Source organism: Blastococcus sp. TF02-09 (assembly GCF_003319105.1).
In the GTDB taxonomy this organism is placed as follows: Bacteria; Actinomycetota; Actinomycetes; order Mycobacteriales; family Geodermatophilaceae; genus Blastococcus.
Genome location: NZ_QOHH01000006.1, coordinates 74,049 through 98,926 on the forward strand (window position 1 = coordinate 74,049; position 24,878 = coordinate 98,926).

Genomic DNA, 24,878 nt, shown 5'->3' on the forward strand with positions numbered 1-24,878 from the left:
TCGGCGCGGTCGGTGCGCTGGAAATGTCGTACTCCTCGTCTGTGCCGGTATCCGGCCATCCAATCGCACCGGCCCGGCGGCGGGATGCCTCTTCGCGATCGGCGCGTCCCGGGTGGCGATCACCGGCGACGTCGGTGCTGGTGGGGGGCCCGGCCTCCCCGGAGCTCCGGGTGTCCGTGGGCGACGGTTCCCCTAGAGTTCGCCGGGTGAGCCAGAGCACGCACGCCTACCGCACGGTCGTCGTCGGCACCGACGGGTCGGAGTCGTCCCTCCGGGCGGTCGCCCGCGCCGGGGCCATCGCCGGCGCGACCGGGGCCACCCTGGTCATCGCCTGCGCCTACCTGCCCACCGAGGCCGACGACCGCGAGCTGTCCCGCGCCCAGGACGCCCTGGGCGACGAGGCCTACCAGGTCGTGGGCTCGCACCCGGCCGAGGACACCGTGCGCACCGCCGCGGAGCGGGCCGGCGCGGCCGGGGCGGCGAACGTGCGCACCCTCGCCGTGCAGGGCTCGCCCGTGGAGACGCTGCTCGACGTCGTCCGGCGCGAGGACGCCGACCTGCTCGTCGTCGGCAACCGCGGCCTGAACGGCATCAAGGGCCGCCTGCTCGGCTCGGTGCCGGCGGACGCCACCCGCCGCTCCACGTGCGACGTGCTCGTCGTCCACACCACCGGCTGACCCCTCCGGCATGGACCACCCCGGCACCGACCCGGGCTCCGACGCCCGCGACGCGCTGGAGCGGCTGCTGCTCGACGGGCCGCGCCGGTACACCCGGCTGCAGGTGGCGGAGCTGTCCGGGATCCCGGCGGAGCGCACCCAGCGGCTCTGGCGGGCGCTGGGTTTCCCCGATGCCGCCGACGACGACCCGGTCTTCACCGACGCCGACGTCGAGGCGCTGGGGGTGCTGTCGACCCTGATCGACTCCGGCTTCGTCGACCCCTCCACGGAGGCCACGATCGCCCGCGCGATGGGGCAGTCGCTGTCCCGGCTGGCCGACTGGCAGACCGACATGCTGGCCGACTCCCTCGCCCGCGCCGCGGGGCCGGGCCGCCGGGTGGTCTCCCCGGACGACGCGGTCGAGGCCGCGCGGGCGCTCCTGCCGCGGCTGCGCCAGGTGCACGACTACGTGTGGCGGCGGCACCTCGCGGCCAACGCCGGCCGGCTGGTCACCGCCGGGCAAGGCGACCGCCGCGAGCTCACCGTCGGGTTCGCCGACCTGGTCGGGTACACCTCGCGGAGCCGGGGGATGGGCGGCCGCGAGCTCGGCGCGATGGTCGAGGACTTCGAGAGCATCGCCGCCGAGGTGATCGCCCGGCACCACGGCCGGGTGGTCAAGACCGTGGGCGACGGGGTGCTGTTCACCGCGGACGCCCCCGCCGACGCCGCCGCCATCGGACTGGCGCTGCCGGATGCCTGGACCTCGCCCGAGCGCCCCCTGCTGCGGGTGGGCGCGGCCTTCGGGGCGGTGCTCACCCGGCTCGGCGACGTCTACTCACCGGTCGTGAACCTGGCCAGCCGGCTCACCTCGATCGCCCGCCCCGGCACCTTCCTGGTCGACCGCGAGCTGGCGCACCGCATCCGGGACCTGCAGGAGTACCGGGTGCGCCCGCTGCGCCGGGTCTCGGTGCGCGGCTACGACCACCTCCAGCCCTGGCTCGTGCGGCGGCGCCGGGCCGACGACGCCCCGGACGACAGCGGCTACGACGAGGACTCGTTCGACCAGGAGTGATCGGGCCCGCGACGGCGATGGCACCCTCGACCCCGTGAGTGCCACCCTCGTCGCGCGCGGCCTGGCCGCCGGTCACGGCGCCCGCGTGCTGTTCGCCGACCTGGACCTCGTCGTCGCCCCCGGTGACGTCGTCGGCCTGGTCGGGGTGAACGGCGCGGGCAAGTCCACGCTGCTCCGGACGCTCGCCGGTGAGCTGCCCGCCGAGGCCGGGAGCATCGCGCTCAGCCCGCCGACGGCGACCCTGGGCTACCTGCCGCAGGAGCACGAGCGGCACCCGGGGGAGTCGGTGCTCGGCGCGCTCGCCCGGCGGACCGGCGTGGCGGCCGCGCAGGCGGCGCTCGACGACGCGACCGAGCGGCTGACCGCGGGAGAGGACGGCGCCGACGACGCCTACGGCGAGGCGCTGGAGCGGTGGCTGGCCCTCGGCGGCGCCGATCTGGAGGAGCGCGCGGCCGAGGTCGTCGCCGAGGTCGCGCCGGGGGTCGCCCTCGACGCCGAGATGACGGGGCTCTCCGGTGGCCAGGCCGCCCGCGTCGGGCTGGCCTCGCTGCTCCTCTCGCGCTACGACCAGCTGCTGCTCGACGAGCCCACCAACGACCTCGACCTGGCCGGCCTGGACCAGCTGGAGCGCTTCGTGGCCGGCTCGCGCGCCGGCATCGTGCTGGTCAGCCACGACCGCGAGTTCCTCTCCCGGACCGTCACCCGCGTCGTGGAGCTCGACCTGGCCCAGCAGCTGGTGCGCGTGGTCGACGGCGGCTACGAGGCGTACCTGACCGAGCGGGAGGTCGCCCGCCGGCACGCGCGCGAGGAGTACGAGGAGTTCGCCGACACGAAGGCGGGCCTGGAGGCGCGGGCCCGGATGCAGAAGAACTGGATGGCCAAGGGCGTCCGCGACTCGATCAAGAAGTCCAAGGACGGCGACAAGCACATCAAGGCGCACAACCGGGCGTCGTCGGAGAAGCAGGCCGCCAAGGCCAAGCAGACGCTGCGGATGATCGAGCGGCTCGACGTCGTGGAGGAGCCCCGCAAGGAGTGGGAGCTGCGGATGGAGATCGCCGCCGCACCGCGCGCCGGGGCCGTGGTCTCCACCCTGCGCGGCGCCGTCGTCCGCCGCGGCGACTTCGTGCTCGGGCCGCTGGACCTGCAGGTCGACTGGGGCGACCGGGTGGCGATCACCGGCGCCAACGGGTCGGGCAAGTCCACGCTGCTGGCGGCGCTACTGGAGCGGGTCCCGCTCGACGAGGGGACGGCGGCGCTGGGGCCGGCCGTGCGCATCGGGGAGATCGACCAGGCCCGCGGGCTGTTCTTCGGGGCGGAGCAGCTGCTCGACGCGTTCGGCGCCGAGGTCCCCGACTGGCCGACGTCGGAGGTGCGCACCCTGCTGGCCAAGTTCGGGCTCACCGCCGAGCACGTGCTGCGCCCGGCCGAGACGCTGTCGCCGGGGGAGCGCACCCGGGCGGCGCTGGCACTGCTGCAGGCCCGCGGGGTGAACGTGCTCGTGCTCGACGAGCCGACCAACCACCTCGACCTGCCGGCCATCGAGCAGCTGGAGCAGGCGCTGGCCGGCTACGGGGGGACGCTGCTGCTCGTGACGCACGACCGCCGGATGCTCGACGCGGTGCACACGACGAGGCGGCTGCACGTCTCCGGTGGGCAGGTCGTCGAAGGCTGAGCCCTCCGCTAGGTTCGGGCGGTGACCGAGCGCACGATCCTGGACCTGTTCCGCCTCGACGGCCGCGTCGCCGTCGTCACGGGGGCCTCCTCCGGGCTCGGGGCGGTGTTCGCGCGCGCCCTGGCCGAGGCCGGCGCCGACGTCGTCCTCGGGGCCCGGCGGGTGGACCGGCTGGCCGACACCCAGCGCGCGGTGGAGGAGACCAGTCGGCGGGCGCTCGCCGTCCGCACCGACGTCGCCGTGCCGGAGGACTGCACGGCGCTGGTCGAGGCTGCCATGGCCGAGTTCGGCCGGGTCGACATCCTGGTCAACAACGCCGGGGTCGGCACCGCGTACCCGGCGACCCGGGAGACGCCCGAACAGTTCCGCCAGGTCATCGACGTCAACCTCAACGGCTGCTACTGGATGGCGCAGGCGTGCGGCCGCGTCATGCAGCCGGGCAGCTCGATCGTCAACATCTCCAGCATGCTCGGCCTGACCACGGCCGGGCTGCCGCAGGCCGCCTACTCCGCGAGCAAGGCGGGGCTCATCGGTCTGACCCGCGACCTCGCCCAGCAGTGGACCGGGCGCAAGGGCATCCGGGTCAACGCCCTCGCTCCCGGCTTCTTCACCTCGGAGATGACCGACGCCTACCCCGAGCAGTACATTGACTCGCAGCTGCCCCGCATCCTGGTGGGTCGCAAGGGGCACCCCGAGGAGCTCGCGGCGGCGCTCATCTTCCTGGTGAGCGACGCCGGCGGCTACGTCACCGGCACGACCCTGCCCGTCGAGGGCGGGATGCTCACCAGCTGACGGAGCCGCCGGCCGGGCGGGTCAGCCCTCGGCGCGCTTGACGTGCGCGGCGATCCGCTCGGTCAGCTCCGGCCAGAGCGGACGGGGCAGGTCGTGCCCCATGCCGTCGATGACGACCAGCTCGGCGCCCGGGACCGCCGCCGCGGTGGCGCGGCCGCCCGACACGTTCACCAGGGCGTCGTCCGACCCGTGGATCACCAGGGTGGGCATCGACAGCCGGCCGAGGTCCGCGGTCCGGTCGGGGCTGGCGACGATGGCGGCCAGCTGGCGGGCCACCCCGGCCGGGTCGTGCCCGCGGTCGAAGGCCAGGCCGGCCCGCGCGCGGACGGCGTCCTCGTCGAGCGGGAAGCTGGGAGAGCCGATGACCCGCGAGGTCTGGAGCTGGCGCTCGATCGCGCCGTCCCGGTCCTGGGCCGGCGGCGCGTAGAGCACCGCCTGAGCCGCCTCGGACGCTCCGCCCACCGTGCGGTCCCCGGTGGTGGACATGATCGAGGTGAGGCTGCGCACCCGCTCGGGGTACGTGATGGCGAGCCGCTGGGCGATCATCCCGCCCATCGACACCCCGACGACGTGCACCGAGTCCAGGCCGAGCGCCTCGATCAGCCCCGCGGCGTCGGCCGCCATGTCGGCCAGCTCGTACCGGATCGACGAGCGGTCCCCGCGGCGGACGTCGCCGAGGCGGGGCGTGCCGGCGGCGTGCAGATGGGTGGACAGCCCGACGTCGCGGTTGTCGAAGCGGATGACGAACAGGCCCTGCGCCGCGAGGCCCTCGCACAGCTCGTCGGGGTAGCTGATCATCTGCGAGCCCAGGCCGCTGATCAGCAGCAGCGGCGTGCTGCCGCGGTCGCCGAAGGTCTCGTGGGCCAGTTCGATGTCGCCGACGCCTGTCTTCGTGATGCCGCTGCTCTGCATGTCCGCGCAACCTAGTGCAGCCGGACGAGACGCCGATCACTGCCCCGGACCGGGCCGGCGCGGAAGGAGAGAAGAGTGCCCCCGGCAGGATTCGAACCTGCGCACCCGCCTCCGGAGGGCGGTGCTCTATCCCCTGAGCTACGGGGGCTCGTCTCGTTCGCGGACGAACCTATCAGCCTCCGCCGGGGCGCAGGGCGGAGGGCCTCAGGGAGCCGGCAGCGGCGTCCCGCCCCGCGCGGTGAGCAGGGTCGCCATCGTCCGGGTCTCGGCGGACTGGGCGCCGGCGATCGCCTGCGCCAGGTCGCGCACCGCCGGCACCTCCGCGTGCTCGGCGGCGTACTCGGCCATGTCGAACCCGCCCTGGTGGTGCCGGATCATCAGCCGGAGGAACTCGACGTCGAACGCCGTCCCGCGGAGCTCCCGCAGGTTCGCCAGCTCCTCCTCGGTCGCCATCCCGGGCATCAGCCCGCCGTCCGCGGTCATGTCGTGGCCGTGGTCGCCCTCGGTCATCCAGGCCATGGTGTCGCCGCCGCTCTGCGGCACCTCCCACAGCGCCAGCCAGCCCTGCATGCGGCCGGCCTGGTTCGTCTGGGTGGCCGAGATGTCGAAGGCGAGCTGGCGGACCTCCGCGTCCTCGCTGCGGTCGGCCACCAGGTTGGCCATCTCGACGCCCTGGAGGTGGTGGCGGCTCATGTCCCGGGCGAAACCGGCCGCCACCGAGTCGGCGTCCGGGGTCTCGGTGCGGCCGATGCCCAGCGCGACCGCCAGCCCGCCGCCGAGCAGCACCAGCCCGACGGCGATGACCGCCATGAGCGCCACGCGCAGCGGACGGCCGCTCCGGCCGGTATCGGTGTCCAGGTCGTCCACCACCTCGGGTGCGTCGGGGCGCTCGGTCGTCGTCATGCGCGGGTCAGCCCTGCTCCTCCGACGACGGTGCGTCGCTCGGGCCGACCGGGCTGCTCTGGTCGCCCTCGACCAGCGGCTCGGCGGCGAAGGCCGGGTTCTCGCAGGAGGCGCCGGGCTCGGGGAAGGCCAGCGCCTCGTTCTTGTCGGAGTCGTCGCCGTACGGCGAGCGGTTGAAGGTCATGAAGTCGGCGAATTGCTCGACCCGCTCGTCGTCGACGCTGTCCACCTTGAGCTGGTGGTTCCACGACTGGAGGCTGATCGGGGAGTCCAGGCCGACGTAGGGCGAGAGCATCCGGCCGGACTCGCCGTCGACCAGCTCGGCGAGGGTGTCGACGTCGGCGTCGGAGACCTCGTCGGGGTTGTAGGTGATCCACACGGCGCCGTGCTCGAGGCTGTGCACGGCGTTCTCGTGCCGGATGTCGACGTCGTAGACCGTGCCGGTGCAGTCGGCCCAGTTGCCGTCGTGCGGGCCGCCGACGGGCGGCGACTCGTTGTAGTCCACCTCGGTCGTGACGTGGTCCTGACCGGGGGAGTAGTCGGCGGCCTCGACGCCGCTGATCTCCTCGATCGACTCGAGCCGGTTGGCGTTGGCCGCGTTCACCTGCACCACGGCGTAGGAGATGACCGCGGCGGCGAACACCACGACGGCGACCGCACCGGCGATGAGGCCCCACGGGCGCCGGTGGGCGTTGGCCACGACCTGCGTCGGCGGGCGGGTCCGGCCGTTCCTGCCGCCCGTTCGGGCCCGGTTCGGGTTGCCGCCTCCGGACCGGGTAGCGCCGCCGCGGGGGCGGGCGTCGTCGGGCTTGCGGTCCTTGGCCAAGGAGACTCCTCGATGCGGGGTGCACGATGCGCTGGGGAGTCTAGGTCGCGCAGCTGGGCGTTCCCTGGATCCGCCGGGCGGGGGCACCGAGGCGGCCCGGGCCGGTCAGTACGCTCGTGCGGTGACACCGGAGCAGTTGCAGGACGTCGTCTCCTCCGCCGTGCGGGCGGTCGTCGACCGCGGCGCGCTGCCCGTCGAGGTGCCGGCCGAGGTCCTCGTCGAGCGACCCAAGAACCCCGAGCACGGCGACTACGCCACCAACGTCGCGCTCCGGCTGGCCAAGCCCGCCGGCCGGCCGCCCCGCGAGGTCGCCGAGCTGCTGGCCGCGGAGCTGCAGGAGCACGAGGGCATCGCGCGGGTCGACGTCGCCGGTCCCGGGTTCCTCAACATCACGCTGGCCTCCGGGGCGCTCGGCACCATCGCGGTGCAGGCGGTGACCGCGGGCCCGGCGTACGGCCGCACCGACACCCTGGCCGGGCAGAAGCTGAACCTGGAGTTCGTCTCGGCCAACCCCACCGGCCCGGTCCACATCGGTGGCACCCGCTGGGCGGCGGTGGGCGACGCACTGGGCCGGCTGCTCGAGGCCAGCGGCGCCACGGTCACGCGGGAGTACTACTTCAACGACGCCGGGGCGCAGATCGACCGGTTCGCCCTCAGCCTCATGGCCGCCGCCCACGGCCGTCCCGTGCCCGACGACGGCTACGCGGGCGACTACATCGCCGAGATCGCCCAGCAGGTGGTCGCCGCCGAGCCGGGGCTGCTCGAGCTGCCCGAGGACGAGCAGCGGGAGCGCTTCCGCGTGCGCGGCGTCGAGCTGATGTTCGCCGAGATCAAGCGGACGCTGGCCGAGTTCGGCGTGGTCTTCGACGTCTACTTCAGCGAGCGGACGCTGCACGAGAGCGGAGCGCTGGACAAGGCGATCGCGAGGCTGCGGGAGAACGGCCACGTCTACGAGGCCGACGGCGCGGTCTGGCTGCGGACCACCGACTTCGGTGACGACAAGGACCGGCCGCTGATCAAGAGCGACGGTTCCCCCACGTACTTCGCGGCCGACTGCGCGTACTACCTGGACAAGCGCGACCGCGGCTTCGACAAGGTCGTGATCATGCTCGGCGCCGACCACGCCGGCTACGTCGGCCGGTACAAGGCGCTGTCGGCGGCGGTGGGGGACGACCCCGAGCGCAACCTCGAGATCCTCCTCGGCCAGCTGGTGAACCTGGTCCGGGACGGCGAGCCGGTGCGGATGAGCAAGCGCGCCGGCACCGTCGTCCTCCTCGAGGACCTGGTGGAGGCCGTCGGCGCCGACGCCGCCCGCTACGCGCTCGCCCGCGCCTCGGTCGACCAGCAGATCGACCTCGACCTGGACCTGTGGAGCCGCAGGACCAACGACAACCCGGTCTTCTACGTGCAGTACGCGCACGCCCGGATCGCCTCGCTGCTGCGCAACGCGGCCGACCTCGGCATCTCGCTCGGCGAGGCCGGCGACGTCGACGTCGCCGCGCTGGTCCACGAGCGGGAGAACGACCTGCTGCGCGCGATCGGCGAGTTCCCGCGGGTCCTCACCGCCGCCGCCGAGCTGCGCGCGCCGCACCGCGTCGCCCGGTACCTCGAGGAGCTGGCCGGCACCTACCACCGCTTCTACGACTCGTGCCGCGTGCTGCCCCGCGGCGACGAGGAGGTCACGTCGCTCACCACCGCCCGGCTGTGGGTGTGCGCGGCGACCGCCACCGTCCTGCGCAACGGACTGGCCGTCCTCGGCGTGAGCGCACCGGAGCGGATGTGAGAGCGCATCCCGCCGGTCCGCTGCACGGCACCATCCAGCAGCCCAGCCCGGCCGGCGCGCCGCCGGCGGAGCTGGGTGCCCTCGACCCGCAGGTGTGGCCGCGGTCGGCCACCCGGGTCGACGGCGAGCTGCACATCGCCGGGCGCGCCGTCACCGACCTCGCCCGCGAGCACGGCACCCCGCTGTTCGTCCTCGACGAGGCCGACTTCCGCGGCCGGGCGGCGGACTTCGCGTCGGCCTTCGCCGACGCCGACGTCCACTACGCCTCCAAGGCGTTCCTCTGCGGTCAGGTGGCCCGGTGGATCGCCGAGGACGGGCTGCACCTGGACGCGTGCAGCGGCAACGAGCTGTCGCTGGCGCTGGCCGCCGGCTTCCCGGCCGAGCGGATCGCCCTGCACGGCAACAACAAGTCGCTGGTCGAGCTGCGGCTGGCGGTCGACTCGGAGATCGGGCACATCGTGCTCGACTCCTTCGACGAGATCGACCGGCTCGTCCCGCTGGCCGAGGCCCGGGTGGCCGCCGGCGGGACGCCGGTCCCCGTGCTGATCCGCTCGACGGTCGGCATCGAGGCGCACACCCACGAGTTCATCGCCACCGCCCACGAGGACCAGAAGTTCGGCTTCTCCCTGGCCACCGGCGACGCGCTGACGGCGGCGGTGCGGGTCATCCGCGAGCCGGCGCTGCGGCTGGCCGGGCTGCACAGCCACATCGGCTCGCAGATCTTCGACACCGCCGGCTTCGAGGCGGCCGCGCACCGGGTGGTCGGGCTGCTCGGCCAGATCCACCAGGCCACCGGCGAGCTGCTGGGCGAGCTGAACCTCGGCGGCGGCTTCGGCATCGCCTACCTGGCCGAGGACGACCCGGTCGCTGCCGACGACGTCGCCACCCGGCTCCGGTCGGTCGTCGCGGCGGAGTGCGCGGCCCTCGGCCTGCCGGTGCCGCGGCTGGCCGTCGAGCCGGGCCGCGCGATCGCCGGTCCCGGCACGGTGACGCTGTACGAGATCGGCACCATCAAGCCGGTGCGGCTCGGGTCCGGTGGCGGTCCGGGGGCCCCGGCGGTGCGCAACTACGTGTCGGTCGACGGCGGGATGAGCGACAACATCCGCACGGCGCTGTACGACGCCGACTACACCTGCGTGCTGGCCAACCGCGTCTCCGACGCCCCGCCGGCGCTGTGCCGCGTGGTCGGGAAGCACTGCGAGAGCGGCGACATCCTGGTCCGCGACCTCTGGCTGCCCTCCGACGTCGCGCCCGGCGACCTGCTGGCGGTGGCCGCGACCGGCGCCTACTGCTGGTCGATGGCGAGCAACTACAACTACCTGCTCAAGCCGCCGGTGGTGGCCGTGCGGGACGCCGTCGCCACCGAGATCGTCCGCCGTCAGACACTGTCCGACGTGTTCGCCCTCGACGCCGTCCTCGCCGACGTGCCCGCACCGTCCGTCCCGCCGTCCCAGCCGGCCGTCGGAGCCCGGTCGTGACGGCGCCGTTGCGGGTGGCGCTGCTGGGCTGCGGCACCGTCGGCAGCGCGGTCCTGCGGCTGGTCGAGGAGCAGGCGGACGACCTCGCCGCCCGCATCGGCCGGCCGATCGAGGTCGCCGGCATCGCCGTGCGCCGCCCCGCGCACCACCCCGACGTCCCGCAGCACCTGCTGACCACCGACTCCGCCGCGCTGGTGCGCCGGGACGACGTCGACCTGGTGGTCGAGGTCATCGGCGGGATCGAGCCGGCCCGCAGCCTGATGTACGCGGCGTTCGAGGCGGGCAAGTCGGTGGTCAGCGCGAACAAGGCGCTGCTGGCCGAGGACGGCCCGGCCCTGCACGCCGCCGCGGCCAAGGCCGGGGTCGACCTGTACTACGAGGCCGCCGTCGCCGGGGCGATCCCGCTGCTGCGGCCGCTCCGCGAGTCACTGGCCGGTGACCAGCTGCGCCGGGTCGTGGGCATCGTCAACGGCACGACGAACTACATCCTCTCGCGCATGGCCGAGACCGGTGCCGGCTTCGCCGAGGCGCTGGCCGAGGCGACCGAGCTCGGGTACGCCGAGGCCGACCCGACCGCCGACGTCGACGGTTTCGACGCCGCGGCCAAGGCGGCCATCCTCGCCTCGCTGGCCTTCCACACCCCGGTGTCGTCGGCCGACGTGCACCGCGAGGGCATCTCCGCGGTCTCGGCCACCGACGTCGCCCGTGCCGCCGAGATCGGCTGCACCGTGAAGCTGCTGGCCATCTGCGAGCGCGTGCCGAACGGCACCGGGGACTCCGTGGCGGTCCGCGTGCACCCGGCGATGATCCCGACGGCCCACCCCTTGGCCTCGGTCGGCGGCGCGTTCAACGCCGTCTTCGTCGAGGCCGAGGCCGCCGGGCAGCTGATGTTCTACGGCCAGGGCGCCGGCGGGGAGCCCACCGCCAGCGCCGTCCTCGGCGACCTCGTGGCCGTGGCGCGCAACCGGGTGGCCGGCGCCTCGGGCCAGGGCCCCACCGGCTACGCCGACCTCGCCGTCCGGCCCATGGCCGAGACCCCGACCCGCTACCACGTCAGCCTCGACGTGGCGGACAAGCCGGGCGTCCTGGCCGGCGTCGCGCAGGAGTTCGCGCGGCAGCACGTGAGCATCTCCACCGTCCGCCAGACCGGCCACGGCGACGCCGCCACGCTGGTCATCGTCACGCACAGCGCGCCCGATGCAGCGCTGTCCGCCACCATCGCCGCCCTGCGGGACATGCCCGTGGTCCGCGGCGTCACCAGCGTCCTGCGCGTGGAGGGTCTGTCATGAGCGTCTCGCCGACCAAGGTGTCCCCGGGGTGGCCGGGGCTGATCGAGGCCTACCGGTCGCGGCTGCCGGTCACCGACGCCACGCCGGTGGTCACGCTGCACGAGGGCGCGACGCCGCTGGTGCACGCCCGCGAGCTCTCCAGCCGCACCGGCTGCGAGGTCTACCTCAAGGTCGAGGGCGCCAACCCGACGGGCTCCTTCAAGGACCGCGGGATGACGATGGCCATCACCAAGGCCGTCGAGGAGGGCGCCAAGGCGGTCATCTGCGCCTCCACGGGCAACACCAGCGCCAGCGCCGCCGCCTACGCCGCGCGCGCCGGCCTCACCTGCGCCGTGCTGGTGCCCCAGGGCAAGATCGCGATGGGCAAGCTCGCCCAGGCGCTGGTGCACGGCGCGCAGCTGCTGCAGGTCGAGGGCAACTTCGACGACTGCCTCGCGCTGGCGAGCAAGCTGGCCATCGACTACCCGGTGAGCCTGGTCAACAGCGTCAACCAGTTCCGCATCGAGGGGCAGAAGACCGCCTCGTTCGAGATCGTCGACGTGCTCGGCGACGCCCCTGACATCCACTGCCTTCCGGTCGGCAACGCCGGCAACATCACCGCCTACTGGCAGGGCTACCGCGAGTACGCCGCCGACGGCACCGCCACGCGCACGCCGAAGATGTGGGGCTTCCAGGCCGCGGGTGCCGCACCGATCGTGAACGGTGCCGTGGTGGAGAACCCGAGCACCATCGCCACCGCGATCCGGATCGGTAACCCGGCCTCCTGGACCAAGGCGCTGGCCGCGCGCGACGACTCCGGCGGGCGGATCGACGCCGTCACCGACCGCGCCATCCTGTCGGCCTACCGGCTGCTGGCCCGCAGCGAGGCGGTGTTCGTCGAGCCCGCGTCCGCGGCCTCGGTCGCGGGTCTGCTGCAGGTCGCGGCCGCCGGCGAGCTCGAGCCGGGGCAGCGGATCGTCTGCACCGTCACGGGCAACGGCCTCAAGGACCCGGAGTGGGCGATCTCCGGTGCGCCGGCGCCGACCACCATCCCGGTCGACGCGGCGGCGGCCGCCACCCGGCTCGGCCTGTGAGCGGGCCGGACGCCGGGCGGGTCACCGTGCGCGTGCCGGCCACCAGCGCCAACCTCGGGCCGGCGTTCGACTGCGCCGGGCTCGCGCTCACCCACCACGATGTCCTCGACTTCGCCCTCGTGCCCGACGGCCTCACCGTCGAGATCGACGGCGCCGGCGCCGGTGAGCTGCCCACCGACGAATCGCACCTCGTGGTCCGGGCCTTCCGGGCCGCGAGCGCCGAGCTCGGCTGGACGCCGTCCGGCCTGCACCTGTCGGCGCGCAACGCGATCCCGCAGGGCCGTGGCATGGGGTCCTCGGCGGCCGCCGTCGTGGCCGGGGTGCTCGCCGCCTGGTCGCTCTGCCCGGACGTCGACACCGTCGACGGGGACGCCGTCCTGCGGCTGACCACCGAGCTGGAGGGACACCCGGACAACGTCGCGGCCTGCCTGCTCGGCGGGCTGACGTTGTCCTGGACGGGGGAGCGGGGCGTGGGCGCGGACAGCCTGCCCGTGCACGACGACGTCCAGCCGATCGTCCTGGTGCCCGATGCGACGCTGTCCACCGAGGTGGCCCGCGGTCTGCTGCCCGACGTCGTGCCGCACGCCGACGCCGCCTTCAACGCCGGCCGGTCCGCGCTGCTCGTGCACGCCCTGACCTCCGGGACGCGGCTGCTCGAGGCCACCGAGGACCGGCTGCACCAGCGCCAGCGCACCGCCGCGATGCCGGCCTCGCTGGCCCTCGTCGACCGGCTGCGGGCAGCCGGGCACGCCGCCGTGATCTCCGGCGCCGGTCCGTCGGTGCTGGTCCTCGCCCGCCGCGGGGCCGACGAGCTCGGCGAGGTGCAGGCCGTCACGAGGGCGGCTATCGAGGGCTGGACGGTGCTGCCGCTCGACGTCGACCCCACCGGGGCCCGTGTGGACCGGCCCGTCGGAGAGGTATCTTCTCGGTAACGAGGAACACGCTGGAACACACCGGTGTTGTCCTGTCCGTGAGCCGCGTCTAGGCTCACGGCGTAGCCGCCCACTTCGGGCGAGCCTCGCGTGGGGCCGACGCCGGCGATTGCACCGCTGATCCGCTCCACATTCTCCACCCGCTCCTCATCAGGGCCCCCGCCTCATGCCCGGGTCCGCACGGAGCGGTGCACCCCCTGCGCTGGAACGCGCAGGTCACCGCAGGGAAGGACCTGTACGTGAGCGAAAGCACCGACCTCGCCGTGACGGGCGCGCAGGACGCCGCCGGCACGAGCGAGGCACCCGCCGCTCCTGAGACGGCGGGCCGAGCCCGGCGCCGCGGCACCGGCCTGGCCGGCATGCTGCTGCCCGAGCTGCAGCGCCTGGCCTCCGAGCTGGGCATCCCCGGTACCGGGCGGATGCGCAAGGGCGACCTCGTCGCCGCCATCTCCGCCCGCCAGGTGGGCGACACCGGCGCCCCGGCCCCCCGGACCGAGAGCCAGGACGACGCCGGCGCCGACCGTGCGCGCGGCGTGGCCGCCACGGCGGCGCCGCTCGAGGCGCCGATCAGCGGGGGCGCCAACGGCGGCCCCCTCACCGGTGGCGACACCGAGGCGCGCCCGACCCGGACCCGTCGCGGCGCCAGCCGCCCGGCCGGCTCCCCGTCGGCGGCGACGACCACCGCGCCGGCCGCCGACACCGGCGCCGAGAGCCGTGCCGACGTCGACATCACCCCGGCCGACACCGCGCCTGCCGACAGCGGCCCGCGGGACGGCGAGCAGTCCGACACCGACCAGCGCGACGGCGACCGTCCGCAGCGCAACCGGGACCGCAACCGCAACCGCGGCGACCGGGACGGCAACCGCGAGGGCGGCCGCGACGGGAGCCCCCGCGAGGGCGGCGACCGGGGCGAGCGCGCCGAGCGGGGTGACCGTCCCGACCGCGGCAACCGCGACAACGGCAACCGCGACGGCGGCAACCGGGACGGCAACGACCGGGGTGACCGGGCCGGCCGCGACGGCAACCGCGGACCCGACCGTGGCGAGCGCACCGACCGCGACGGCCGGCCGGGCAACCGGCCCGACAACCGCACCGACGGCCGGAACCCCGACGAGGACGACGACGACTTCGAGGGCGGCCGCGGCCGCCGGGGCCGCCGCTACCGCGACCGGAACAAGCGCGGCTCCGGCATGGGCGGCCGCGACCGCTTCGACCAGGGCGAGCCGACGATCAGCGAGGACGACGTCCTGCTGCCCGTCGCCGGCATCCTCGACGTGCTGGACAACTACGCGTTCGTCCGGACGTCGGGCTACCTCACCGGCCCCAACGACGTCTACGTGTCGCTGTCGCAGGTGCGCCGCTACGGCCTGCGCCGTGGTGACGCCATCACCGGCGCCGTCCGCCAGCCCCGCGAGGGCGAGCGCAAGGACAAGTACAACGCGCTGGTGCGGCTGGACACGGTCAACGGGCTGGACCCGGAGCAGGCGAAGAACCGCCCCGAGTTCACCAAGCTGACCCCGCTCTACCCGCAGGAGCGCCTGCGGCTGGAGACCGATCCGCACCTGCTGACCACCCGGGTCATCGACCTGGTGATGCCGATCGGCAAGGGGCAGCGCGCCCTGATCGTCTCGCCCCCGAAGGCGGGCAAGACGATGGTGCTGCAGTCGCTGGCCAACGCCATCACCACGAACAACCCGGAGTGCCACCTCATGGTGGTGCTGGTCGACGAGCGGCCCGAAGAGGTCACCGACATGCAGCGCTCGGTGAAGGGCGAGGTCATCGCCTCGACCTTCGACCGGCCGCCGTCGGACCACACCACGGTCGCCGAGCTCTCCATCGAGCGGGCCAAGCGCCTGGTCGAGATGGGCCACGACGTCGTCGTCCTGCTGGACTCGATCACCCGGCTGGGCCGCGCCTACAACCTGGCGGCACCCGCCAGCGGGCGCATCCTCTCCGGTGGTGTCGACTCCACGGCGCTCTACCCGCCCAAGCGCTTCCTGGGTGCTGCCCGCAACATCGAGAACGGCGGCTCGCTCACGATCATCGCCTCGGCGCTGGTCGAGACCGGCTCCACGATGGACACGGTCATCTTCGAGGAGTTCAAGGGCACCGGTAACGCGGAGATCAAGCTGGACCGCCGGCTGGCGGACAAGCGGATCTTCCCGGCCGTCGACGTCAACGCGTCGGGCACGCGCAAGGAGGAGATCCTCATGTCGCCCGATGAGCTGGCCATCGTCATCAAGCTGCGCCGGGTGCTCGCCGCGCTCGAGCCGCAGCAGGCCCTCGAGCTGCTCCTGGACAAGCTGAAGAAGACGCGCAACAACGTCGAGTTCCTCATGCAGATCCAGAAGACGACGCTGGGTCCGGAGAAGGACTGAGCACGGGCCCCCCTGCTCCGGCAGGGGGGCCTGCCCGTCCGGTGTCCCGATCTGGGAGACTGGTCGGCCGAGGCCGCCCCGGAATTTCTGCCGGCGGACGGCGTTCCACCACATGCACGGCACAGACTTCCGCAGAAGAGGCGATATGAAGCCCGACATCCACCCGGCCTACAACGTCACCACCGTGACCTGCGGCTGCGGCAACACCTTCACCACCCGTAGCACCTCGCCGACGGGCACCCTCACCGTCGAGACCTGCTCGGCCTGCCACCCCTTCTACACCGGCAAGCAGCGCATCCTCGACACCGGTGGCCGCGTCGCCCGCTTCGAGAAGCGGTTCGGCAAGCGCAACGCCGCCGAGGCCTCGGCCGACAAGTAGCACCTCCGACGGCGCCCGTCCCACCTCGCGGTGGGGCGGGCGCCGTCGTCGTGTCCGGACCCGACACACCCCAGGAGTGACCCCGTGAGCAGCCCCGCACCCGACCGGCTGGCGAGCCTGCTCGCCGAGCACGCGTCGCTGGAGCAGGAGCTCGCCGACCCCGCCGTGCACGGCGACCAGGCCCGCGCCCGCCGGCTGAGCCGCCGCTACGCCCGGCTGGCCCCGCTCGTCGAGACCGCGCGCGCCCTCGACGAGGCCCGCGGCGACCTGGGTACGGCCCGGGAGCTCGCCGCCGAGGACGCCTCCTTCGCCGCCGAGGCCACCGCGCTCGAGCGCCGGATCGAGGAGCTCACCGACCGGCTGACCGAGGAGCTGCTGCCTAAGGATCCCGACGACGACAAGGACGTCATCCTCGAGATCAAGGCGGGGGAGGGCGGCGCGGAATCGGCTCTCTTCGCCGGCGACCTGCTGCGCATGTACCTGCGGTACGCCGAGCGCCGCGGCTGGGCCACCGAGGTGCTCGACGCCCAGGACGCCGAGCTCGGGGGCTACAAGGACGTCGCGGTGGCGATCAAGTCGCGCACCGACGAGGGCATCTGGTCGCGCCTGAAGTTCGAGGGGGGCGTGCACCGCGTGCAGCGGGTGCCGGCCACCGAGAGCCAGGGCCGCATCCACACCTCCGCGGCCGGCGTCCTCGTGCTGCCCGAGGCCGAGGAGGTCGACGTCACCGTCGACCCGAACGACCTGCGCATCGACGTCTTCCGCTCGTCGGGCCCCGGCGGGCAGAGCGTGAACACCACCGACTCCGCCGTCCGCATCACCCACGTGCCGACCGGCATCGTGGTGAGCTCGCAGAACGAGAAGAGCCAGCTCCAGAACAAGGATTCGGCGCTGCGCGTGCTGCGCTCCCGGCTGCTCGCCGCCGCCCGCGAGGAGGCCGCCGCCACCGCCAGCGACCAGCGCCGCAGCCAGGTCCGCACCGTCGACCGCAGCGAGCGGGTGCGCACCTACAACTTCCCGGAGAACCGCATCTCCGACCACCGGGTCGGCTACAAGTCGCACAACCTCGACCAGGTGCTCGACGGCGACCTGGACGCCGTGATCGACGCGCTGAGCAGCGCGCACACCGCAGAGCTGCTGGCGGCCGGGTCCTAGGGCGGCCGGGATGAACCCCAGGACGCTCCTGGCCGACGCGGCACGGCGCCTCTCCGAGGCCGGCGTCGAGTCACCCCGGGTGGACGCCGAGCTGCTGCTGGCGCACGTCGTCGGGCGCTCCCGCGCCGGCCTGCTGACGCTGGACGACGTCGCCGACGCCGACGCCGGCCGGTTCGACGCGCTGGTCGAGCAGCGGGCGGACCGCGTGCCGCTGCAGCACCTCACCGGCCGCGCCCCGTTCCGGCTGCTGGAGCTCGCGGTGGGCCCGGGCGTGTTCGTGCCGCGGCCGGAGACCGAGCAGCTCGTCGAGTGGGCGCTCGCCCGGTTGTCCGGGATCGACGGACCGCTCGTGGTGGACCTGGGCAGCGGATCCGGCGCCATCGCGCTGTCCATCGCGCACGAGCACCCCGGCGCACGGGTCACCGCCGTCGAGCGGGACCCCGGCGCGCTGGCCTGGACCCGGCACAACGCGCTGGCGCGGGCCGGCGCCCGGGACACCCCCGTGGGCGTCGTCGCCGGCGACATGACCGACCCGCAGCTGCTGACCGAGCTCGACGGCCGCGTCGACCTCGTCGTCTCCAACCCGCCCTACGTGCCCGACGGGGCGCGCGTGCCGCGCGAGGTGGCCGAGCACGACCCGCCGCTGGCGCTGTGGGGCGGCTCCGACGGTCTGGACGTGGTGCGCGGCATGCTCGGGGTGGCCGCCCGCCTGCTCCGCCCGGGAGGCTGGCTCGGTATCGAGCACGCCGATCAGCAGGGGACGGCGCTCCCGGCCGTGATCCGGTCGCACGGGGGCTTCACCGCCGTCGAGGACCATCCCGATCTGGCCGGTCGCCCCCGGTTCACCACCGCCCGCCGCGCCTGACAGGAGGAGGACCAGTGACGGAATCGCAGGGCACCCTGCTGGCCGGCCGGTACCGGCTCGGGTCGCTGATCGCCGGTGGTGGCATGGGCCAGGTCTGGCGCGGGCGCGACACCATGCTCGACCGCCCGGTGGCGGTCAAGGTGCTCCGCGACCAGTTCGCCGGGGACCCGACCTTCCGCGCCCGCTTCCGGGCCGAGGCGCAGCACGCCGCCACCCTCGTGCATCCGCACATCGCCGCGGTCTTCGACTACGGCGAGGTGCAGGGAGCCCCCGGCACACCGCCGGTCGCCTACCTCGTGATGGAGCTCGTGGAGGGTGAGTCGCTGGCCGACGTGCTCCGCCGCGAGGGGCGGCTCGACGCCGCCCGCACTCTCGCCGTCCTCGGCCAGGCCGCCGAGGGTCTCGGTGCCGCGCACGCCGCCGGGGTGGTGCACCGCGACATCAAGCCCGCCAACCTCCTGGTGACCCCGGACGGGCGGGTCAAGCTCACCGACTTCGGCATCGCCCGGTCCGCGGCCAGCGTCGCGATGACGGCCACGGGACAGGTGCTCGGCACCGCGCACTACCTCTCCCCGGAGCAGGCGTCCGGGCAGCCCGCGAGCCCGGCCAGCGACGTCTACGCCCTCGGCACGGTGGGCTACGAGTGCCTGGCCGGACGGCGAGCGTTCGAGGGGGAGAGCGCCGTCCAGATCGCGGTCATGCAGATCCGCGACCGGCCCGACCCGCTGCCGGCCGAGGTCCCGCCCGACGTCCGTGCGCTGATCGAGCGGGCGATGGCCAAGGACCCGGCCACCCGCTATCCGGACGGTGCCGCGCTGCGCGACGCGATCGACGCCGTCCGCACCGGGGGCGCGGCACCGCTGACCGCGACCTCCGTCCTTCCGGTGGCGCCGGCTCGGGCCGCGGCGCCCGCCCCGACCGCCGTCCTGCCGGTCGTGACCGACGGAGCCGCTACCGCAGCCCGCTCCCACCGCAGGAGGTGGCCGCTGGCCGCGCTGCTGGCGGTGCTGCTCCTGGCCGGGGGAGGCGGCGTCCTCGCCCTCGCGTCCCGGGACGACCCGGCAGCGGCCGACGCCGGCACGGTGACCCAGCCGGAGGCCGCCCCGACCACGCCCGCCGGCGTCGACGTCGTGGCCGTGGACCTCGTCGGCCGGCCGGCCCAGGAGGTCGAGGACGAGCTGGTGGGGAAGGGGCTCCGGGTCGAGCTCGTCGCCGTGGAGACGGGCGAGGTGGCCGAGGGCCTGGTCACCGCCGTCGCCCCGGCCGGCACGCTCCCCCCGGACACGGTGGTCCGGCTCAGCTACGCCACGGCGCCGCCGCCGGCCCCCGCTCCTGCGCCCGCGCCCGCGCCCGCTCCTGCGGACGAGGACGAAGCCGACGAGGACGAGGCCGGCGACGACGGCGCGGCCCGGGGCAAGGGGAACGCCGACCGCGAGGAGCGCGGGAACGGCCGGGGCAAGGGTCGGAACGAGGGCGACTGAGACCGGCCGCTGCGGGCGTCCCCGTCGGTGACAGACTTCGTCCCCGTGGCCGAGATCTACGACTGCACCGACCCGGAAGGCCGCACCGCCGGCCTGGACGCCGCCGCCGAGGCGATCGCTGCCGGCCGGCTGGTGCTGCTGCCCACCGACACCGTCTACGGGGTGGCCGCCGACGCGTTCAGCCCTAACGCGGTCACCCGGCTGCTGGCCGCCAAGAACCGTGGCCGAGGCATGCCCGTCCCCGTGCTGATCGGCGAGGCCTCGACGCTGGCCGGCCTGGTGCTGCAGACCCCGCCGGCTGCGACCGCCCTCGCCCAGGCGTTCTGGCCCGGCGGCCTCACGCTGGTGGTCGAGCACGCGCCGTCACTGGCCTGGGACCTCGGGGACGCCGAGGGCACGGTGGCGGTGCGGCTGCCCGACGACGAGCTGACCCGCGACCTGCTCCGGCGCACCGGCCCCCTGGCGGTGTCCAGCGCCAACCGCTCGGGCCGCCCGGCCGCCACCACCGCGCAGGAGGCCGCCGAGCAGCTCGGCGAGCACGCCGCCGTGGTGCTCGACGGCGGACCGCGCGCCGACTCCGCGGCCAGCACGATCGTCGACTGCACCGGCCCCGTGCCGCGGGTCCTGCGCGTGGGCGCCATCCCGGTCGACCGGCTCCGCGACGCGGTCCCCGAGCTGACGGACTGACGAAGGACCCCGTCCTCCCCACCCTTCGCACGCTCAGGGCGGGACCCGGGACGGGGCCGAGAACCGCCGGAGGGTGCGGACTTCACGGCCGTCGTCGCGGTGGCCGGCCTCGTGCGGCGGGCGCTGGGGGACACGGGCCTCACCGGGGGCGGTGAAGACCAGTGGAGGACCGGGCGGGGCGGGTGTTCGTCGACTCCACGCGGTCGGGGCAGGGCACCGTCGTCGCCGCCTACAGCCCGCGCATCCGGCCCGGGCTGCCGGTGTACTTCCCGGTGCCGTGGGACCGGCTCGGCGACGTCCGGCCCGCCGACCTCACCGTCACGACAGCACCGGGGCTGCTGGGCGGGGACGACCCGTGGGCGGCGGCGCTGCCCGGCCCGCAGGCGCTGCCCGCCGACCTGGTGGCCCAGGGGCACAGCATCCCGGTCGCCCGCGTCCAGGCGATGCACGAGGGCAAGCGCCGCAAGCGCGCCGCGGAGGCCGCCGGCGAGTGACCGGCGTCGCGCGACCTCGACCTCGCGGTGTGGCAGCCGGCCGCGCGGTCGACGGCGAGGTCGGCCACCACACCGCACGGTCGCGCGCGGGCGGCGGGACGCGCTCGTCGCAGCTGGGGGACGGCTCCTGGCAGCGGTGCGATCCGGAGGCTCCCAATGTCATCGCGCTACCGTGGGACGACCGCCGCGGCACTCAGAGGTGCCGCGGCCCGACGACGTCCGGGAGGCGGCTGGATGAGCACGCCTGCTCGCCGGACCCGTCCCGAGCCGAACCCCGCCGGCTGAGCCGATGCGCGAGTACGCCGTCGTCCTGCTCACCGCCGCGCTGGTCACCTTTCTGACCACCCCGGTGGTGCGGATGCTCGCCGTCCGCTTCCGGATGATGGCCGCTCCCCGCGAGCGGGACGTGCACTCCATCCCCACGCCGCGCGGCGGCGGCGTGGCCATGTACCTGGGCGTGGTCACGGCGGTCTTCGTGGCCAGCCGCCTGCCGGCGCTGCAGCGGACGTTCGAGGACACCCAGACGTACGCGGTCCTCATCGGGGGCGGGCTGATCTGCGCGCTGGGCGTGCTGGACGACAAGTGGGGCCTGGACGCCCTGACGAAACTCACCGGGCAGATCGCCGCCGCTGGCCTGATGGGGCTGCTGGGCGTGCAGCTGTCCATCCTGTTCCTGCCGGTGGCCGACATCGGCACCATCTCGCTGGGCCCCGACGTCGGCCTCCCGCTGACCATCCTGCTCACCGTCATGGTGGTCAACGCGCTGAACTTCATCGACGGCCTGGACGGCCTCGCGGCCGGGGTATCGGCCATCGCGGCCCTGGCGTTCTTCGCGTACAGCTACCACCTGGGCCTGGTCGGCTACGACGACGTCGCGAGCGCCCCGGCGCTGATCACGGCAGTGCTGGCCGGCGCCTGCCTGGGCTTCCTCCCGCACAACTTCAGCCCGGCGCGCATCTTCATGGGCGACTCGGGCTCGATGCTCGTCGGCCTGATGCTCTCGGCGGCGGCGGTCACCGCGACCGGGGGAGTGGACCCGCAGTCGTTCGACTCGGCCGCGACCCTGCTGCCGCTGACCCTGCCGCTGCTGGTGCCGGTGGCGGTGCTCTTCATCCCGTTCATCGACCTGCTCATGGCGGTGGTGCGTCGCACCCGCAAGGGCCGCTCGCCGTTCGCGCCGGACAAGATGCACCTGCACCACCGGCTGCTGTCCATCGGCCACTCGCACCGGCGCGCGGTCCTCGTCATGTACTTCTGGGCCTCCCTGCTCTCCTTCGGCGCGGTCGCCCTGTCGATCACCGGGGGGACGGCGGAGCTGCTGGTGGCCATCGCCGTGCTCCTGGTCGTGGGCACGGTCGTCGTCCTCGGCCCGCGGGCCCGCCGCGCCGCCCGCGAGGCCCGGGCCGCCGAGCTCGCCGCGCAGCGGGAGCGCAGCCGCGCCGACCACCCCTCCTCCCGCGCCGCCCGGTCCGGATCGTCGCCCCGGCAGACGGGCCGGTCCGGCCGCACGCCACCGCCCGTCGCGCCCGACACCAAGGAGTTCGTCCGATGACCCCGCAGGGCCGCGCCCCGTCCGAGGACCCCGGCTGGGACCTGTCGTTCCTGCGCGTCGGGGCCGCCGTCACCGCGGGCGTCGCCGGCGTCGGAGCGCTGGTCACCGGCCTGGTGGCGGGCTGGCCCGATGCGGTGGGGGTCCTGGTCGGGGCGGCGGTCGTCACCGCGTTCTTCGTCGTCTCCGGCGTGGTCATCGCCTGGGCGGGGCGGATCGACGACACCTTCACGCTGCCGGCGGCCCTCGGGATGTTCTTCGTCAAGGCGCTCGTCCTGTTCGCCGTCCTGAACGCGCTGCCCGAGGAGGGCTGGCTGGACCGCCTGACGATGGCCTGGACGGTCATCGTCGGAGCGCTGCTGTGGAGCGCCGTCCAGCTCCGCTGGGTCTGGACCCGGCCGCTCTACTACGTGACGCCGCCGCCCAGCGCTCCGAAGGAGTTCTCTGGCAATCGACGTGGCGCCGAGGGCGAAGCCACGACTGCCGGGCGCGTGGCGCCCAACAGCCGTGGCCCGGGGTGCGGGACCTAGCAGGCGACGAGACCTCGCACGTCACCACGCTGGAGGCCGACGTACCAGGTGTGGCTACCGTTGCGGACGATCGTCTCGCAACTGGTGTCAGCTGCCCACGCGATGTCAGCGCGGAATACGTCGGTGGCGCAGTAGTTCCGTCCGACGATCTTGTAACCGTTGTGAGCACCCGTGCCGGAGTACGTGTTCGTCACACTGACACTCGTGCAGGCCGCCTGCGCCGCGGCCGTTCCGATCACTGCTCCTCCTCCGATCATGGTGCCCGCGAGTGCGACCGTCAGCAGGTAGTTGCGAAAGCGGTTCATCAGTTCTCCTTACATCGAGCGGGGCAGGGGTGACTCAATGTGGCCTAGGTCACTAGTCGTCGTCAACTGGTCGCGTTACGTGAAGTGATACGACAACATGAACATCCGGGCTTGCCTGGCCAATGCGGTCGCAGTCCGGACGCCGCGCAGAGTCGACAAAGGCGGCTGATAGGGTCCGAATGATGGCCGAGGACAGCCCTGAACCCAGGGGTGCTCGACCGCGCTCCACAGATGCCGTGCGTCAGCCCTCCGGGGCGGATGTCGGCTGGGGCATCACCGGGACCATGCTCTCGGGGATGATCGTGTGGGGCGGGGTCGGTTGGTTGCTCGACCGCTGGCTGGAGACCCGCGTCTTCACCCTGGTGGGCGTGCTGCTCGGTCTCGGGGTGGCCATCTACCTGGTGGTCGTCAAGTACGGGGCCGTCGAACCGCCTGCGGGGGGTCGGCCCACCAGCACGACCCGGGGCGGGCAGCGGAGCCGGCCACCGGAGTACCGCAAGACGCAGAAGGGACGACGGTGACCTCCAGCGCCTCAGCGCTCGCCAGCGTGCTCGCGGCCGAAGGATCGGGCGGGGACGACGGCTTCCAGGCCCCGACCGTTCAGGAGTTCTACCCGGAGCCGATCGCGGAGTTCGACCTCTTCGGCATCGCCTTCGAGATCACCCGCATCACGCTGATCCTGTGGGTCGCGACCGCGGTGATGATCGCCCTGATGGTGGCCGCCGTCCGGAAGCCCTCCATCGTGCCGGGCAAGATGCAGTTCATCGGTGAGAGCGGCTACTCCTTGATCCGCGACGGGATGGCCCGCGACGTCATCGGCCCCAAGGGCCTGCCGTTCGCGCCGTTCCTCGCCTCGCTCTTCTTCTTCATCCTCGCGAACAACGCGATGTCGATCGTGCCCTTCGCGCAGATCTCCCCGATGTCGAAGTTCGCGTTCCCGCTGGTCCTCGCCGTCATCGTCTGGATCGTCTACAACTGGGTGGGCATCCGCGAGCAGGGCGCGGCGCGCTACTTCAAGGACGCCGCCGTGCCGCCGGGCGTGCCGATCGGGGCGCTCATCCTGGTGACCCCGATCGAGCTGCTGCAGGTCTTCATCATCCGGCCGTTCACCCTGGCCGTGCGACTCTTCGCCAACATGTTCGCCGGCCACATGCTGCTGGCGGTGTTCGCGCTCGGGACCGTCTACCTGCTCAACGTGGGCAACTTCTCCATCATCTTCGCCCCGTTCTCGTTCCTCATGGCCCTGACCATGACGTTCTTCGAGCTGCTGGTGATCGTCCTGCAGGCCTACGTCTTCACCGTTCTGACGGCCACCTACCTCAACGGCGCTGTCGAACCCGCGCACTGACCGCTCCACCCCGCCAGCCACCCGGGAACGACCCCGGGTGACCGACACAGGAGGAATACCCCCCAATGATCGAGGTTCTCGCAGAGCTCGAGGGCAACATCGGCGCTGTCGGCTACGGCCTTGCCGCCATCGGCCCCGGCATCGGTGTCGGCATCGTGTGGGCCGCCTACATCCAGGCGACCGCCCGTCAGCCCGAGTCGGCCGGCCTCACCCGCACCTACGCCTTCCTCGGTGCCGCCCTCTCCGAGGCGCTGGCGCTCATCGGCCTGGTCGCGCCCTTCATCTACGGCTGAGCCGGCCGGTCCTGTCCAGCTGACTT

Annotated in this window: 25 protein-coding genes and 1 tRNA gene; 21 read left to right on the plus strand and 5 right to left on the minus strand. The window is 73.9% G+C overall.

All coding sequences use genetic code 11. The features are described 5' to 3' along the window. Positions 1–206 precede the first annotated feature (206 nt). From DQ239_RS10675 to DQ239_RS10690, 4 genes are read left to right on the plus strand one after another with little or no spacing between them, the layout of a single operon-like run. Complete coding sequence (locus DQ239_RS10675; RefSeq protein ID WP_113834402.1) at positions 207–677, plus strand: universal stress protein; 471 nt, start codon at positions 207–209, stop codon at positions 675–677. Between the two features lie 10 nt (positions 678–687). After that, positions 688–1,728 carry an adenylate/guanylate cyclase domain-containing protein gene (locus DQ239_RS10680; protein WP_113834403.1) on the plus strand — a complete coding sequence of 347 codons (1,041 nt, stop codon included), beginning with the start codon at positions 688–690 and terminating at the stop codon, positions 1,726–1,728. Positions 1,729–1,762: 34 nt separating this feature from the next. Continuing rightward, on the plus strand, positions 1,763–3,400 hold the full coding sequence (locus tag DQ239_RS10685; protein WP_113834404.1) for an ABC-F family ATP-binding cassette domain-containing protein: 1,638 nt from the start codon (positions 1,763–1,765) through the stop codon (positions 3,398–3,400). 21 nt (positions 3,401–3,421) lie between these two features. Beyond that, positions 3,422–4,192, plus strand: a complete 771-nt coding sequence (locus DQ239_RS10690) for a glucose 1-dehydrogenase (protein WP_113834405.1) — start codon at positions 3,422–3,424, stop codon at positions 4,190–4,192. A 21-nt stretch (positions 4,193–4,213) separates the two neighbouring features. On the opposite strand, the gene DQ239_RS10695 is transcribed toward DQ239_RS10690, so the two are convergent. The 4 genes from DQ239_RS10695 to DQ239_RS10710 form a co-directional block, all read right to left on the minus strand. Then, a complete protein-coding gene (locus DQ239_RS10695; protein WP_113834406.1) occupies positions 4,214–5,104 on the minus strand; it encodes an alpha/beta hydrolase in 891 nt (296 codons plus the stop codon). 76 nt (positions 5,105–5,180) lie between these two features. Beyond that, a tRNA-Arg gene (locus tag DQ239_RS10700) sits at positions 5,181–5,252 on the minus strand. A 56-nt stretch (positions 5,253–5,308) separates the two neighbouring features. Continuing rightward, positions 5,309–6,007, minus strand: coding sequence for a DUF305 domain-containing protein (locus DQ239_RS10705; RefSeq protein ID WP_113834407.1), 699 nt, complete (start codon positions 6,005–6,007; stop codon positions 5,309–5,311). Between the two features lie 7 nt (positions 6,008–6,014). Further along, positions 6,015–6,833, minus strand: a complete 819-nt coding sequence (locus tag DQ239_RS10710; RefSeq protein WP_113834408.1) for a DUF3105 domain-containing protein — start codon at positions 6,831–6,833, stop codon at positions 6,015–6,017. A 121-nt stretch (positions 6,834–6,954) separates the two neighbouring features. On the opposite strand from DQ239_RS10710, the gene argS reads away from it, so the two are divergent. The 14 genes from argS (at position 6,955) to DQ239_RS10780 (ending at position 22,906) form a co-directional block, all read left to right on the plus strand. Next, positions 6,955–8,616: an arginine--tRNA ligase gene (gene argS / locus DQ239_RS10715; RefSeq protein ID WP_113834409.1), complete on the plus strand. Its 1,662-nt coding sequence runs from the start codon at positions 6,955–6,957 to the stop codon at positions 8,614–8,616. After that, positions 8,613–10,094 carry a diaminopimelate decarboxylase gene (gene lysA / locus DQ239_RS10720; protein ID WP_113834410.1) on the plus strand — a complete coding sequence of 494 codons (1,482 nt, stop codon included), beginning with the start codon at positions 8,613–8,615 and terminating at the stop codon, positions 10,092–10,094. Before argS ends, lysA begins: the two co-directional genes overlap by 4 nt. Continuing rightward, on the plus strand, positions 10,091–11,383 hold the full coding sequence (locus DQ239_RS10725) for a homoserine dehydrogenase (protein ID WP_113834411.1): 1,293 nt from the start codon (positions 10,091–10,093) through the stop codon (positions 11,381–11,383). Before lysA ends, DQ239_RS10725 begins: the two co-directional genes overlap by 4 nt. Then, positions 11,380–12,456 (plus strand): threonine synthase, encoded by a 1,077-nt coding sequence (gene thrC, locus DQ239_RS10730; RefSeq protein ID WP_199582876.1) that lies wholly within the window; start codon positions 11,380–11,382, stop codon positions 12,454–12,456. The genes DQ239_RS10725 and thrC overlap by 4 nt, the downstream gene beginning before the upstream one ends. Then, positions 12,453–13,388 carry a homoserine kinase gene (gene thrB, locus DQ239_RS10735; RefSeq protein ID WP_113834596.1) on the plus strand — a complete coding sequence of 312 codons (936 nt, stop codon included), beginning with the start codon at positions 12,453–12,455 and terminating at the stop codon, positions 13,386–13,388. Before thrC ends, thrB begins: the two co-directional genes overlap by 4 nt. A gap of 359 nt (positions 13,389–13,747) precedes the next feature. After that, the gene (rho, locus tag DQ239_RS10740) at positions 13,748–15,766 is read left to right on the plus strand and encodes a transcription termination factor Rho (protein ID WP_348519328.1); all 2,019 of its coding nucleotides are present in this window, start codon (positions 13,748–13,750) and stop codon (positions 15,764–15,766) included. Between the two features lie 145 nt (positions 15,767–15,911). Then, positions 15,912–16,145 carry a 50S ribosomal protein L31 gene (gene rpmE, locus DQ239_RS10745; protein WP_113834412.1) on the plus strand — a complete coding sequence of 78 codons (234 nt, stop codon included), beginning with the start codon at positions 15,912–15,914 and terminating at the stop codon, positions 16,143–16,145. Between the two features lie 84 nt (positions 16,146–16,229). Continuing rightward, positions 16,230–17,300, plus strand: coding sequence for a peptide chain release factor 1 (gene prfA, locus DQ239_RS10750; RefSeq protein WP_113834413.1), 1,071 nt, complete (start codon positions 16,230–16,232; stop codon positions 17,298–17,300). A 10-nt stretch (positions 17,301–17,310) separates the two neighbouring features. Further along, positions 17,311–18,165: a peptide chain release factor N(5)-glutamine methyltransferase gene (gene prmC / locus DQ239_RS10755; protein ID WP_113834414.1), complete on the plus strand. Its 855-nt coding sequence runs from the start codon at positions 17,311–17,313 to the stop codon at positions 18,163–18,165. 14 nt (positions 18,166–18,179) lie between these two features. Continuing rightward, the gene (locus DQ239_RS10760) at positions 18,180–19,646 is read left to right on the plus strand and encodes a protein kinase (protein ID WP_233489069.1); all 1,467 of its coding nucleotides are present in this window, start codon (positions 18,180–18,182) and stop codon (positions 19,644–19,646) included. 45 nt (positions 19,647–19,691) lie between these two features. Continuing rightward, positions 19,692–20,333, plus strand: coding sequence for an L-threonylcarbamoyladenylate synthase (locus tag DQ239_RS10765; RefSeq protein ID WP_113834415.1), 642 nt, complete (start codon positions 19,692–19,694; stop codon positions 20,331–20,333). Positions 20,334–20,494: 161 nt separating this feature from the next. Next, positions 20,495–20,827 (plus strand): hypothetical protein, encoded by a 333-nt coding sequence (locus DQ239_RS10770; RefSeq protein WP_199582878.1) that lies wholly within the window; start codon positions 20,495–20,497, stop codon positions 20,825–20,827. A 289-nt stretch (positions 20,828–21,116) separates the two neighbouring features. Then, positions 21,117–22,379: an MraY family glycosyltransferase gene (locus tag DQ239_RS10775; RefSeq protein ID WP_113834416.1), complete on the plus strand. Its 1,263-nt coding sequence runs from the start codon at positions 21,117–21,119 to the stop codon at positions 22,377–22,379. Further along, a complete protein-coding gene (locus DQ239_RS10780) occupies positions 22,376–22,906 on the plus strand; it encodes a hypothetical protein (RefSeq protein ID WP_233489070.1) in 531 nt (176 codons plus the stop codon). The genes DQ239_RS10775 and DQ239_RS10780 overlap by 4 nt, the downstream gene beginning before the upstream one ends. Here the strand turns inward: DQ239_RS10780 and DQ239_RS10785 are convergent. After that, on the minus strand, positions 22,903–23,211 hold the full coding sequence (locus DQ239_RS10785) for a hypothetical protein (protein WP_113834417.1): 309 nt from the start codon (positions 23,209–23,211) through the stop codon (positions 22,903–22,905). The two genes, DQ239_RS10780 and DQ239_RS10785, sit on opposite strands and share 4 nt — an antisense overlap. 236 nt (positions 23,212–23,447) lie before the next feature. Between DQ239_RS10785 and DQ239_RS10790 the strand changes: the two genes are divergently transcribed. The 3 genes from DQ239_RS10790 to atpE all read left to right on the plus strand — a co-directional run bounded on the left by DQ239_RS10790 (position 23,448) and on the right by atpE (position 24,852). Further along, entirely contained in the window at positions 23,448–23,732 is a 285-nt protein-coding gene (locus DQ239_RS10790; protein ID WP_233489072.1) for an AtpZ/AtpI family protein, read from the plus strand. Next, a complete protein-coding gene (gene atpB / locus DQ239_RS10795; RefSeq protein WP_113834418.1) occupies positions 23,729–24,559 on the plus strand; it encodes a F0F1 ATP synthase subunit A in 831 nt (276 codons plus the stop codon). Before DQ239_RS10790 ends, atpB begins: the two co-directional genes overlap by 4 nt. A gap of 65 nt (positions 24,560–24,624) precedes the next feature. Next, complete coding sequence (gene atpE, locus DQ239_RS10800; RefSeq protein WP_164704633.1) at positions 24,625–24,852, plus strand: ATP synthase F0 subunit C; 228 nt, start codon at positions 24,625–24,627, stop codon at positions 24,850–24,852. The last annotated feature ends 26 nt before the right edge of the window (positions 24,853–24,878 follow it).

Bases quoted from the DNA above. Each gene is read 5' to 3' on its own strand.
- DQ239_RS10785 (WP_113834417.1), bottom strand. From the start codon at position 23,211: ATGAACCGCTTTCGCAACTACCTGCTGACGGTCGCACTCGCGGGCACC.
- DQ239_RS10775 (WP_113834416.1), top strand. From the start codon at position 21,117: ATGCGCGAGTACGCCGTCGTCCTGCTCACCGCCGCGCTGGTCACCTTT.
- DQ239_RS10780 (WP_233489070.1), top strand. From the start codon at position 22,376: ATGACCCCGCAGGGCCGCGCCCCGTCCGAGGACCCCGGCTGGGACCTG.
- rpmE (WP_113834412.1), top strand. From the start codon at position 15,912: ATGAAGCCCGACATCCACCCGGCCTACAACGTCACCACCGTGACCTGC.
- prmC (WP_113834414.1), top strand. From the start codon at position 17,311: ATGAACCCCAGGACGCTCCTGGCCGACGCGGCACGGCGCCTCTCCGAG.
- DQ239_RS10705 (WP_113834407.1), bottom strand. From the start codon at position 6,007: ATGACGACGACCGAGCGCCCCGACGCACCCGAGGTGGTGGACGACCTG.
- rho (WP_348519328.1), top strand. From the start codon at position 13,748: ATGCTGCTGCCCGAGCTGCAGCGCCTGGCCTCCGAGCTGGGCATCCCC.
- atpE (WP_164704633.1), top strand. From the start codon at position 24,625: ATGATCGAGGTTCTCGCAGAGCTCGAGGGCAACATCGGCGCTGTCGGC.
- DQ239_RS10680 (WP_113834403.1), top strand. From the start codon at position 688: ATGGACCACCCCGGCACCGACCCGGGCTCCGACGCCCGCGACGCGCTG.
- DQ239_RS10695 (WP_113834406.1), bottom strand. From the start codon at position 5,104: ATGCAGAGCAGCGGCATCACGAAGACAGGCGTCGGCGACATCGAACTG.
- thrC (WP_199582876.1), top strand. From the start codon at position 11,380: ATGAGCGTCTCGCCGACCAAGGTGTCCCCGGGGTGGCCGGGGCTGATC.